This is a genomic window from Stenotrophomonas sp. NY11291 (genome assembly GCF_023277365.1).
Taxonomy (GTDB): domain Bacteria; phylum Pseudomonadota; class Gammaproteobacteria; order Xanthomonadales; family Xanthomonadaceae; genus Stenotrophomonas; species Stenotrophomonas geniculata.
Genome location: NZ_CP096975.1, coordinates 4,673,224 through 4,685,410 on the forward strand (window position 1 = coordinate 4,673,224; position 12,187 = coordinate 4,685,410).

Sequence of the window (12,187 nt, forward strand, 5' to 3'; positions counted from 1 at the left end):
CGCTTGCAGTCGCCTGTTAAGCATTGTGCGATACGGCATTTGACCCATCCTTTCGTTTTCCTGGTCATGCCGCGACTGGGAAAGCCACTCGGCCATTTTCTTTCTTTTTACTTTCGATGTTTGACATTTCGAAAGAAAACACAGATGGTGCGCTGGCCCAACTGGAACCTCCGAATGGACGTCACCCTGCTTTCCGATGTGTCCGCCTGGCAGCGCCTTGGCGGAGCCGATACCGCAACCGAAATCGCCCAGCAGCCTGCGCTGTGGGAAGCACTCGCACAGGACCTGTCGCGTGCCCGCGACCGCCTGCAGGCCTTCCTCGGCGACAGCCTCAACGATCCCAACCAGCGCGTGCTGTTCACCGGCGCCGGCAGCTCCGGCTTCATCGCCGAGATGGTGGCCGATGCGATCAACGCGCAGTGGCCGGCCGAGGTGCGCGTGGTGCACACCACCAGCCTGCTGACCCATCCGGCGCTGTACCTGCAGCGCGACCGCCCCACCCTGCTGGTCTCGTTTGGCCGCAGTGGTTCCAGTCCGGAAAGCGTGGCCGCGGTGGACCGCGTGCGTGCCGATGTGGATGAGGCACGCTTCCTCGACATCACCTGCAACGCCGATGGCGAACTCGCCCGTCGTGGTGCCGGCCGTGCCGATACCTGCACGCTGCTGATGCCGTCGGCCAGCTGCGATCGCGCCTTCGCCATGACCAGCAGCCTGACCTGCATGCTGCTGGCCGCACTGACCGTGTTCGATCGTTCGCCGTGGGATGCGCGCGTGGCGCGCCTGAAGCAGATCGCCGCGCTGGCCCGCGAAGGCCAGGCGCAGTGGGATGCACCGGTGGCGGTGCTGGCGCAGCGCCCGTTCAACCGCATCATCTACCTCGGTAGCGGCCCGCTGGAAGCGCTGGCGCGCGAATGCGCGCTGAAGGTGCTGGAGCTGACCGCCGGCCGCGTGCTGGCGCTGGCCAACACACCGCTGGGCTTCCGCCATGGCCCGAAGTCGACGCTGGACGGCAACACCCTGGTGGTGGTGCTGCGCAGCGTGCAGCCGCTGGCGCGCCGCTACGAGCAGGACCTGCTGGAAGAACTGCGCCGCGACGGCGTGGCCGGCCAGGTGCTGGCGATCGGCCCGCATTCGGACATCGGCGCCGATGACGAATACACCCTCACCGTGCCGGCACTGGACGATCCGTGGCTGGCACCGGTGTGGCTGGGCTTCGCGCAGCTGTTCGCGCTGCAGCGCTCGGCCGCGCTGGGCCTGACCCCGGACAACCCGTTCCCGGACGGCACCGTCAACCGCGTCGTCAAGGGCGTCACCATCCACCATGGCTGAGCTGATCGCCCACGCCTGCTACGGCATCGACATCGGCGGCACCAAGATCGAGCTGGTGGCGTGCGATGCGGCGATGCAGGTCACCTGGCGCCGCCGCGTGGCCACCCCACAGGGTGACTACGACGGCTTCCTGAAGGCGGTGGTGGCGCTGGTGGCCGAGGCCGACGCGGCGCTGGGCCGCGGTGATGCCGCCATCGGCATCGCCCTGCCCGGCGTGCGCGACCGCCGCAGCGGCCGCCAGCTCAGCGCGAACGTGCCGGCACTGACCGGCCAATGCGTGGCGCAGGATCTGCAGGCACGCCTGCAACGCCCGCTGCACTTCGGCAACGACCTGCAGTGCTTTGCCCTGTCGGAAGCGCATGGCGGGGCCGCCGACGGCTACCCCAGCATGTTCGGCGCCATCCTCGGCACTGGTGCCGGCGGCGGCTTCTGCCTGCAGGGCCGCCTGCTATCCGGCTTCAACGGCCTGGCCGGCGAATGGGGCCACTGGAGCGTGCCCGGCCACCTGCTGCAGCGACATGGCCTGCCGCTGATCGACTGCGCCTGTGGCCTGCAGGGCTGCGTGGAGCGCTACGTGTCCGGCAGCGGGCTGGCAATGATCGAGCGCCACCTTGGTGGCAGTGCCGCGGACGCCAGCGCCGTGATCGCCCTGGCCGAAGCCGGCGATGTACATGCGCGCAAGGCGCTGGACATCCACCGCGATCTGCTTGGCCACAGCCTGGCCGCGCTGGTGCTGGCGCTGGACCCGCACGTGATCGTGCTCGGCGGTGGCCTCTCGCAGTACGCGCCGCTGTACCAGCAGCTGCCGGCGGCCATCGCCGCTCATCTGTTCAACGGCGTGCAGGTTCCGCCGATCGTGCCGCCGCGCTTCGGCGATGCTGGTGGCGCACGTGGTGCCGCCCTGCTCGCCTGCCAACCCTCGTTTTCCTGATTGACCGGAGCCTGACCATGTCCCCGTTGCAGACCCTGCTTGCCTCCCACCGCGCCGGTGCCAACGTCGGCCTGTACAGCGTCTGCTGCAGCAACGAGCAGGTGCTGCGTGCGGCCATGCACGTGGCGCTGGCGAACGGCACCGTGCTGCTGATCGAGGCCACCTCCAACCAGGTCGACCAGTTCGGCGGCTACACCGGGATGACTCCGCCGCAGTACCGCGATTACGTCAGCACGCTGGCCGATGAAGAAGGTTTCCCGCGCGAGCGGCTGATCCTGGGTGGCGACCACCTCGGCCCGAATGCCTGGCAGAAGCGCCCGGCTGCCGAAGCGATGACCCACGCGCGCGTGCTGATCGAAGCCTACGTCGCCGCCGGTTTCCACAAGATCCACCTCGATTGCAGCATGTCCTGCGCCGATGACCCGGTGCCGCTGCCCGACGCCATCGTCGCCGCGCGCTCGGCCGAGCTGGCCGAGATCGCCGAACGCACCGCCGCCGATCATGGCCTGCCGCCGCCGGTCTACGTGATCGGTACCGAAGTGCCGATTCCCGGTGGCGAAGCCTCGCTGGCCGAAGGCCTGCAGGTGACCACGCCCGCTGCTGCCGCGCAGACCCTGGCGATTCATCAGCAGGCGTTCGATACGCCGCAGCTGCGCGATGCGTGGCAGCGCGTGATCGCCATGGTGGTGCAACCGGGCGTGGACTTCGACCACAGCAGTGTGCACGAGTACGACCCGGCCGCCGCCAGCACGCTGGCCGCCTTCCTCGAACAGCAGCCGCGCATCGTGTTCGAAGCGCATTCCACCGACTACCAGCGCGAAAGTGGCCTGCACGCCTTGGTGCGCGACCACTTCGCCATCCTCAAGGTCGGCCCGGCGGCGACCTTCGCCTACCGCGAAGCGCTGTTCGCGCTGGCCGCGATCGAGGCCGAACTGCTGCCGGCCGCACAGTGCTCGCGCCTGCCGCAGGTGCTGGATGAAGTGATGGTGGCGCAGCCGAAGTACTGGCAGTCCTACTACCAGGGCGATGAGGCAGCGCTGCGCCTGCTGCGCAGCTATTCCTTCAGCGACCGCTGCCGCTACTACTGGGGCGAGCCGGCGCTGGTACAGGCGGTGCAGACCCTGTTCGCCAACCTGGAACAGCACGCGCCGCCGCTGGTACTGCTCAGCCAGTACCTGCCGGAGCAGTACCGCGCCGTGCGCGAGGGCACCCTGGCCAATACGCCTACCGCGCTGGCACGGCATCGCGTCGGCCTGTGCCTGGGCGAGTACGCCCGTGCGTGCAGCGCCAACCAGGCCGGAACCCGCACGCATCACGCAGACGCGGCTGCCGCCGTTGCTGCGAACGGCTAATCTCTACCTTTCCCCGCGACACCGAGAATGGCCATGCGCAACACCCGCTCCCGCCGGCAACAGATCCTGCAGCTGCTGATCGAGCACGGCTCGGTGCAGGTGGCCGATCTGGTCGAGCGCTTCGGCGTGTCGGCGGTGACCATCCGTGCCGACCTGACCCACTTCGAATCGCAAGGCCTGGCCAACCGTACCCACGGTGGCGCCACGCTGGTACGCACGCCGCCGCAGGAACAGGACATCCACGAAAAGGACGCACTGAACCTGCCGCTGAAGGAATCGATCGGCGCGTGTGCCGCGCGCCTGGTGCGGCCCGGTGACAACATCATCATCGACTCCGGCTCGACCACGATGACCCTGGCCCGTCACTTGCGCACCCAGCGCGACGTGACGGTGATGACCAATGGGTTGAACATCGCCTGGGAACTGGCCAACGCGCCCGGCATCAACGTGCTGCTGACCGGTGGACTGCTGCGCCAGCAGTCGTTGTCGCTGCAGGGCAGCCAGGCCGAAGCCAGCCTCAACTCCTACAGCTTCGACACCCTGTTCCTGGGCGTGGACGGCCTGGACCTGCAGTTCGGCCTGACCACCCACGATGAAGCCGAAGCCCGCCTCAACCACCGCATGGTCGAGCGCGCGCGCCGCATCGTGGTGCTGACCGACGCCTCCAAGTTCGGCCGCGTCAGCCTGCACCGCATCGCACTTCTCGATCAGATCCACGCCATCATCACCGACGCCGGCATCGACGACGCAACCCGTGAAGGGCTGCAGCGGCTGGGCATCGAGGTGATCATCGCCGAGCCCACTGCATGACCGACACCCGCACCCTGCATGGCCGCATCCTCACGCCGCTGGGTTGGCGGCGTGGCCACGTCCACTTCGATTCGCACATCCGCCAGCTGCAGGTGGACGACCACAGCGGCGCTGACGACCTGCAGCTGCCGGTGATCCTGCCCGGCTTCATCGACCTGCACGTGCATGGTGCGGCCGGCGTCGACCTGATGCAGGGCGGCGACGTGGCCCGCACCATTGCCCGCACCCACCTGCGCTTCGGTACCACCACACTGCTGGCGACCACCATGACCGCCGGCCTGGATGAGATCGAGCACGCGCTGCACGGCGTGGCCGCGACCATGGCAGCGCCCGATGCCGACGCCGCCTGCATTGCCGGCGTACATCTGGAAGGGCCGTTCATCAGCCCGCAGCGCCTGGGCGCACAACCCAACCGCACCATCGAGGCGACGCTGGCGCTGGTGCAGCAACTGCATGCACTTGCACCGATCCGGGTGATGACACTGGCGCCGGAAATCGGCGAGCACACCGCGCTGATTCCCGCGCTTTCGGCAATGGGCATCCGTGTGCAGCTTGGCCACAGCGCTGGCACTTACGAAGAAGGTGTGGCTGCGCTGCAGGCCGGGGCTTCCGGCTTCACCCATCTGTTCAACGGCATGACCGGCGTCGACCACTACCGGCCTGGCATCGCCGCGGCGGCGCTGGCACATGCGCAGTACGCCGAGATCATTCCCGACCTGCAGCACATCCATCCCGGCGTGATCCGCCTGGCCGCGCGCGCGATCCCGCGCCTGTATGCGGTGACCGACGCGACTGCCGCCACCGGCATGCCCGATGGCGAGTACGCCCTGGGCGAACAGCGCGTGCACAAGTGCGGCGGCTGCGTGCGCCTGGCCACCGGTTCGCTGGCCGGCAGCGCACTGACCATGGACCAGGCGCTGCGCAACCTGGTGCGTGTGGGACTGGAACTGGCCGATGCCTCGCATCGCGTGTCCACCTTCCCCGCCGATTACCTGGGCCTGGATGATCGCGGTCGCATTGCGCCCGACGCCCGTGCCGACCTGGTGGTACTGGATGCCGGATTGCGCCTGCAGCAGGTGGTGATCGGCGGGCGCGTCGTCGATCTGACCTGACGCAAGCGATGCGGCCCGGATGCCGCGCGGGCTCCCTGTAGAGCCGAGCCATGCTCGGCTCGCCGCGCGAAGCGCGGCATGGGGAACCTCGATATCGGAACGGAAAGCAGCCGAGCATGGCTCGGCTCTACAGAATGCACTCTGCGACGAACCGCCGCCGGGCCTGGCCCGGCGCTACCACAGGAACTGCCGATGACTGCAAGCACCGCCCCGCGCTGGCCCGTACGCTACCTGCTCTTCATCGGCGGCCTGGGGGGCCTGCTGTACGGCATCGACATCGGCATCATCGCCGGTGCCCTGCCCTATCTTGAAGCGACCGCCAGTCACGCCTGGCAGCTCAGCAGCCAGCAGCTCGGCTTCGTGGTGGCAGCCGTACTGCTGGGCAGCGTGCTGTCCTCGCTGTTCGCCGGCATGATCGCCGATCTGATTGGCCGCCGCGGCGCGATGCTGCTGGCCGGCCTGCTGTTCACCGCCTCGATTCCGATCATGGCACTGGCCTCCGGCTACACGCCGCTGCTGCTGGGACGCCTGCTGCAGGGCATCAGTGGCGGTCTGATCGGCGTCGTGATTCCGCTGTACCTGGCCGAAGTGCTCAGCCCCGAACGGCGCGGGCGCGGCGCGGCCATGTTCCAGCTGCTGCTGACCGTTGGCCTGGTGCTGGCAGCCCTGATCGGCCTGTACCACGCCCATGCCGTGGATGCCGCCGCCGAGGCCGTGCGCTCGCTGCCGGTCGCGCAGCAGGCGCAGGAACTGTTCACGGTGAAGGACCACGCCTGGCGCACCATCTTCTGGACCTGCCTGGCGCCCGGCCTGCTGTTCTGCGCCGGTATCTTCTGGCTGTCCGAATCACCACGCTGGCTGGTGCGCCGCGGCCGCATCGATGAAGCCCGCCGCAGCCTTCAGCGCGTCCTCCCCGCCGCAGACGTCGAGCCCACGCTGGCCCAGATCCAGGCGCCGGAATCGAGCAGCAGCGACGGCAAGCGCGATCCGCTGCTCAGCCGCCGCTACGTGGTGCCGTTCGTGCTCGCGTGCGTGGTGCTGGCCTGCACCCAGGCCACCGGCATCAACTCGGTGCTGGCCTACGCGGTCAACATCCTCAACCAGGCCGGCCTGTCCGGTTCGGTGGCCAACGGTGCCGACGTGGCGATCAAGCTGCTCAACGCGGTGATGACCGTGGTCGCGCTGCTGCTGGTCGACCGCAAGGGCCGCAAGTTCCTGCTGATGCTGGGCAGCGGTGGCATCTGCGTGGCCCTGCTGGCGGCGGCCACGCTGTTCTTCCAGGCCGAGCGCGGACGCGCCGATGTGCAGCCTCAGCTGCAGGCGGCGGTCAGCGGCGACGGCCTGCAGCTGGTGCTGGATGACGCGCAGTGGCAACGCCTGAGCAATGGCATCGACAGCCAGGGCCGACCGATGCAGCTGACCGTGTCGTACGCCTATGGTGATTTCACCAATGTGCGCGCCCTGCGCAGCGACAACCTGATTGATCGCGAACTGCGCATCGAGCGCACCGGCACCGTGCAGCCGGACAGCGTGATCGGTGCGTTCTTCCGCAAACTCCACCTGAATCCATTTGCCGACCCGGCCAGCGCCAGCCAGGCGCCATTGCGCATCGAGCAGGCCCGCATTGGCCCGGTGCCGCCACCGGCACACGGCTGGGCCGTGGCCACCTGCATCCTGGTGTTCGTCGCGTTCTTCGCCGTCGGCCCCGGCGTGTGCGTGTGGCTGGCACTGTCGGAGCTGATGCCGAACCGCATCCGTTCCAATGGCATGAGCATCGCGCTGCTGATCAACCAGTTCGTGTCCACCACCATCGCCGCCATCTTCCTGCCCACGGTGGGCCACTACGGCTACGCCAGCATGTTCGTGTTCTGGGCGGCGTGCACCTTTGTGTTCTTCCTGGTGGCCGCGTTCTGGCTACCGGAGACCAAGGGCAAGTCGCTGGAAGAGATCGAGGCACGGTTCGCCCGGTAGCGGTCGACCTTGGTCGACCTCCATGCGCAGCGTGGGGGTGTTGGCACGTCCGTCAGTCGCCCGTGATGTGCTTGGCCAGCGCCTGCGCCTCGGCAACGCTGGGCAACCCGCTCAGCATCATCGATTCGCCGAACGGTCCCTGCACCGTCGCCACCAACAGGACGCGGCCATCCACGCTGAGCGCCGCACGCTGACCGACCAGTGCTGCCGTGCCATCGTGGATGCGCTGGTGCGCTTCGGGCCGATAGCGGATCTGCAGGCCGGGCTGCTTGGCCTCGTCCAGTACGTAGCGCACATCGGCGATGTCGGCACTGCCGGCAATCGGCGGCTCGCGCAGGGCCAGGGTTTCGCCCTGCCACTGCACCGGTCTGCCCTTGCCGGCTGCATCGACCGCGCTCAGGCGCACATCCACGCCGGGGCGTGGCGCATGATCCTTGCATGCCAAGGCACCGGGTGTGGCGCCCGGCATGCATCCGGTCAGGGTCAACGCCACGCCCAGCAACAGGGGAAGCACAGCCCTCACTTCAGCTTCCGCAGCTTGAAGGCCACCAGTACCTGCAGCAGCCCATACAGCAAGCTGCCGATACCGATCCACAGCGTGGTCACCGCCACGCCCGCATAGGGATTTGCGGCAAACAGCAGGCCCAGCACCACCGCCAGCACGCCACTGAGGATCAGCAGCCACTCGCCCTGGATCTGCTTGCGCACGCGGATCGCGAACACGATGCGATAGATGCCGGCCACCAGCAGCCACGCGGCCAGGAACAGCACCAGCACGCTGGCGGTGGCCAGCGGGTTGATCACCGCAAGGATGCCGAAGCCCAGCGAGGCGATGGCATACAGCGCCAACCAGCCACGCGAGGCACCACTGCCGCCGCTGACCAGTGCGAACAGGCTGATGACGCCTTCAACGATGGCCATCACGCCCAGTGTCCACGCCAGTGCCATCGCTGCGGACAGCGGCCAGCCAATGGCAACGATGCCAAAACCCAGTGCGACGAGCCCGTACAGCAGCAGGATCCACCAGCTGCGCCCAACCGCCGACAACAAGGGAGACAAGGGGGAATTCATGGCCACTCCTTCGATCCGGAACCGGCCTCATCCTAGCCCCTGTGGATGAAGAGGGCGATCACGGCGCCCGCGCACAGACCCACACGCGCACCTCCCCAGCGCCGACCAGGCGCAACGTCTCGGCGACCTCCATCACCGTGCTGCCGGTGGTCATCACGTCATCGACCACGGTCAATCGCGTTGGCACGGAACCACGCACGTCGAACGCATCGAACAGGTTTTCCCTGCGCTGTTCGGCCGTGCGTTCGGACTGCGGCGCGGTGTGTCGACGCCGGTATAGCCCCTGCCAGACCGGCATCGGCAGCAACCGGCACAGTTCGGCGGCCTGGTTGTAGCCGCGCTGCCGCAGCCGACGGTTGTGAAGCGGCACCGGCACCAGCGGCGTGCACGACCACGGCGGCGGTGCGCGCTGCATCAGCTGCGCGAGCAGGCGTCCGGCGGCGAGATCCTGATGGAACTTGTAGCGGACCAGCAACTGGTCAACCGGCGGCAGGTACAGCAGGCTGGCATGCGTGGCGGCCTGTGGCGGCACCTCTTCGCGGCAGGTGCCGCAGACGATCAACGCGGTGTCCGGCAACGGCAGCGCGCAGCGCAGGCAGGCCCGGCCGGCCCAGGGCAGTCCGGCCAGGCAGGCATCGCAGAGATCGAGTCCATCGTGGCCCGGGTCACCGCAGACCAGGCAACGGAGCGGTAGCAGCACACGAAGTGCGGCCTGCACGTGGCGGCCCGGGTCGAAGAAGGCAGACATGCGCTTCAGCCTGACGGCGCCGTCAGTGCGTTGCCATCGGGGGGGCCCTCAACGAGCCGTAGGGGTTTTGTCGCCCACCCGCTGCCCCGATCACCTCACCGCGTTGGCGCAGGCTTCGCATCCACCCGGGTGCGATACACCATGTACGGCGCCTGCCGGCGATCAACGCCGCCATTGAATCCGGCCTGCCGATGCAGCTGGTTGGCAGTGAAGTACAAGTAGCCATCCGGCCCCATCGACAAGGTATCCGGCCACAGGATGCGCGGGTCGTGCACCACGGTCGTCCAGCGCCCCTGCGCATCACGGGCATGAATGGCGTTGTGCTCGTAGTCGCTGGCGTACAGCCGCCCGTTGGCATCCATCTCCATGCCATCGGAGGCGCCCTTCTCGCCGAGGTCAACGACCGCAGCAGCCAGCGCCGCCTCGCTCACCTTCGGGTCGCGCAACAGTGCGGTGGGCACGCTGTACAGATGGCGGCTGGACAGTGGCGTGTAGAACAGCGTACTTCCATCCGGCGAAAGCGCGATGCCATCGGCGGCAACGGTGAACGGTGCCGACGAACCGTCGGCCTTGCGCAACCGCATCTGCCGGCCCTCCACGATCGGCACGAACGCGGGATCGGCCGAGGTGGATACATGACCGATCAGACGCTTGGATGCCGCCCCCGTAGCGAGGTCGATGACGATGATGCCGCCAATGCCGCTCAGTGACGAGTCGGTCACGTAGGCCACGCCCTCGCGGCCGACACGGAAATCGAAGCGCACATCGTTGACGTAGGTGCGCGCGTCGATGACGTTGGCCGGGAACACCAGGGTCTTGGCCACGGTATTGGTGGCCAGATCGATCGCCACCAGCTTGGCGCCGCCGGCCTGCGGCGCTGAAAAGCCCGGTGCGGCGGTGTCCAGTACCCACAGCCGGCCCTGGCCATCGTCCACCACGCTCTGCACGCTGATGAAGTGTGCTGCCGGGTCGGGATCGTCCTTGCGGTTGATGCGCGCATCCGGATAGGGCACGGCACGGCCATCGCGCCACTCGGCCACACTGTAGGCCACTTCATCGCCCCAGCGCGGGAAGTTGACGAAGATCCGCCCGGTCCCGGACACCGCCACGCTGGTGGGCATCGCACCTTCGAAACACGCCACCGGCTCGATGACACCGACGCTGCGTTCGCTGGGAAGCACAGGCGTGCCTGCCAGCGCCAGCGCGGGGGAACTGGCCAGGGCCAGGACGGCAGCCGCCAGGCTGCGGATACGGCAGTTGATCATGGTTGCTCTCGATGCAGGTCCGGGTACAGCCCCGGTGTCGACGCATCTTCAGCGGCGCACCCGGCATCGGGTAGACGGTGCAACGGGGAATCAGCTTCACTGCAAAAGTGAAGATTTCGACCTGATTGATCCTGTTGATCAAGGTAATCAGTGATGCCTATCCGCTGGCTCTGCTTTCGGCACCATCAACAACTCCGCCAACCCACGGTAGATCGGCACCCGGCAGACCAGCCCGGACACGCCACGCGCGATCAGCACCGTGGCCAGGATCGGCAGCAGCAGATCACCACTGTCGGTCAGCTCCAGCGAGATCACCGCCGAAGTCAGTGGCGCCTGAGTGACGCCGGTGAGGTACGCACACATGCCCAGCAGCACGAACGCGCGCGGGTCCACGCCGGGCATCAGCACCGCCAGGTTGTGGCCCAGTCCCGCACCGACCGCCAGCGCGGGCGAGAACAAGCCTCCGGGAATACCGGCCACGTACGATGCGAGGTTGGCCAGCAGCTTCATCAACCCGAACTCGTGGCCGACCACCGCCTGCCCCTGCACCAGGCTGCGCGCCTGCTCGTAGCCGGTGCCGAACGCGCCTTCACCGAAGACCAGGGCGAGCAGTACCACCACCAGACCGCAGCCTGCGGCCAACAGAACCGGATGCCGCTGCCGCAGTTGCCCGAGCCAGCGCGGGCGGCCCGCCGCACTGGCCAGCACCGCACGCGCGAACAGGCCGCCCAGCAGGCCCGCCACCACGCCGCACAGCAGGATTGCCAGCCAGCCCTGGCCGAGCGGCAGGCGTGCGCTCACATGGCCGAAATAGGTGTAGTTGCCCAACAGGCCCAGCGACACCACGCCACCGACGATCACCGCAGTCAACAGGGTGCCGGAGAAGCGATGCTCGAAACGGCCGCTGAGCTCCTCGATGGCAAAGACGATACCGGCCAGCGGCGTGTTGAATGCCGCCGCGATGCCGGCCGCGCCACCGGCCAACAGGAAGTGCGAGAGTTCGCGCGGGTCCTTGAAGCCGAACCAGCGGCCGAACAGGTACATCAAGCTGGCGCCTACGTGCACAGTCGGGCCCTCGCGGCCCACCGAGGCGCCACCCAGCAGTGACAGCGAGGTCAGCAGCAGCTTGCCGGCCGAAACCGCGGGTGAAAGGTTGGTCTTCCGGAACGGCTCATCGGCCTTGTCCAACGCGGCGATGACCTGCGGAATGCCGCTGCCGCGCGTGGGCTTGAGCACACCGGCGGTCAACCAGGCCAGCAGCGCGAAGATGCCCGGCGTCAGCAGCAGGGCCCACCACGGCGAGTGCGACGTGATGCGCTGGAACAGATGGAACGCCGCGTCGCTGGCCTTGGCGAACAGGATCGCCACCAGCGCCACGGCCACGGCGCCGCCCCAGAGCGCGGCGCGGCGGCGCCAGGCTTCGCTGAGAACCAGCGCGGTGATGCGGCCGCGGAGGCGATGGAGATCGGTCATGAGTCAAAGTCTGCGCGCCAGCGCTTTGATTAGACAGCGGCCACTGTGGCCGAAGGCCTTGCAGGATGCGGTGAAATGCACGTATGCCGCCAGAAGAGCGTCCTGAACTCGGGCAGATGCAGCGA

Annotated in this window: 11 protein-coding genes; 6 read left to right on the forward strand and 5 right to left on the reverse strand. The window is 68.0% G+C overall.

Features of this window, described 5'->3' with window-relative positions; all coding sequences use genetic code 11:
* The first annotated feature begins 174 nt into the window (after nucleotides 1-174).
* From M1L61_RS21845 to M1L61_RS21870, 6 genes are all read left to right on the forward strand, one after another.
* Nucleotides 175-1,329 (forward strand): SIS domain-containing protein, encoded by a 1,155-nt coding sequence (locus tag M1L61_RS21845; protein WP_248854106.1) that lies wholly within the window; start codon nucleotides 175-177, stop codon nucleotides 1,327-1,329.
* Nucleotides 1,322-2,260 carry an ROK family protein gene (locus M1L61_RS21850; RefSeq protein ID WP_171954898.1) on the forward strand — a complete coding sequence of 313 codons (939 nt, stop codon included), beginning with the start codon at nucleotides 1,322-1,324 and terminating at the stop codon, nucleotides 2,258-2,260. Before M1L61_RS21845 ends, M1L61_RS21850 begins: the two co-directional genes overlap by 8 nt.
* Before the next feature lie 17 nt (nucleotides 2,261-2,277).
* A complete protein-coding gene (locus M1L61_RS21855; RefSeq protein WP_241874711.1) occupies nucleotides 2,278-3,612 on the forward strand; it encodes a D-tagatose-bisphosphate aldolase, class II, non-catalytic subunit in 1,335 nt (444 codons plus the stop codon).
* 33 nt (nucleotides 3,613-3,645) lie between these two features.
* Nucleotides 3,646-4,422, forward strand: a complete 777-nt coding sequence (locus M1L61_RS21860; protein ID WP_010482152.1) for a DeoR family transcriptional regulator — start codon at nucleotides 3,646-3,648, stop codon at nucleotides 4,420-4,422.
* Nucleotides 4,419-5,534, forward strand: coding sequence for an amidohydrolase family protein (locus tag M1L61_RS21865; protein WP_010482153.1), 1,116 nt, complete (start codon nucleotides 4,419-4,421; stop codon nucleotides 5,532-5,534). The genes M1L61_RS21860 and M1L61_RS21865 overlap by 4 nt, the downstream gene beginning before the upstream one ends.
* A gap of 192 nt (nucleotides 5,535-5,726) precedes the next feature.
* Nucleotides 5,727-7,505, forward strand: coding sequence for an MFS transporter (locus tag M1L61_RS21870; protein ID WP_071305540.1), 1,779 nt, complete (start codon nucleotides 5,727-5,729; stop codon nucleotides 7,503-7,505).
* Nucleotides 7,506-7,557: 52 nt separating this feature from the next.
* Here M1L61_RS21870 and M1L61_RS21875 read toward each other — a convergent pair whose 3' ends face one another.
* From M1L61_RS21875 to M1L61_RS21895, 5 genes are all read right to left on the reverse strand, one after another.
* Nucleotides 7,558-8,028, reverse strand: a complete 471-nt coding sequence (locus M1L61_RS21875) for a hypothetical protein (protein WP_248854107.1) — start codon at nucleotides 8,026-8,028, stop codon at nucleotides 7,558-7,560.
* Nucleotides 8,025-8,576, reverse strand: a complete 552-nt coding sequence (locus tag M1L61_RS21880; RefSeq protein WP_006399985.1) for an HdeD family acid-resistance protein — start codon at nucleotides 8,574-8,576, stop codon at nucleotides 8,025-8,027. Before M1L61_RS21880 ends, M1L61_RS21875 begins: the two co-directional genes overlap by 4 nt.
* Before the next feature lie 58 nt (nucleotides 8,577-8,634).
* Nucleotides 8,635-9,324 (reverse strand): ComF family protein, encoded by a 690-nt coding sequence (locus tag M1L61_RS21885; RefSeq protein WP_248854108.1) that lies wholly within the window; start codon nucleotides 9,322-9,324, stop codon nucleotides 8,635-8,637.
* Nucleotides 9,325-9,419: 95 nt separating this feature from the next.
* Nucleotides 9,420-10,589 (reverse strand): major royal jelly family protein, encoded by a 1,170-nt coding sequence (locus tag M1L61_RS21890; protein ID WP_248854109.1) that lies wholly within the window; start codon nucleotides 10,587-10,589, stop codon nucleotides 9,420-9,422.
* 147 nt (nucleotides 10,590-10,736) lie between these two features.
* Nucleotides 10,737-12,062, reverse strand: a complete 1,326-nt coding sequence (locus M1L61_RS21895) for a chloride channel protein (protein WP_010482166.1) — start codon at nucleotides 12,060-12,062, stop codon at nucleotides 10,737-10,739.
* Nucleotides 12,063-12,187: the final 125 nt, after the last annotated feature.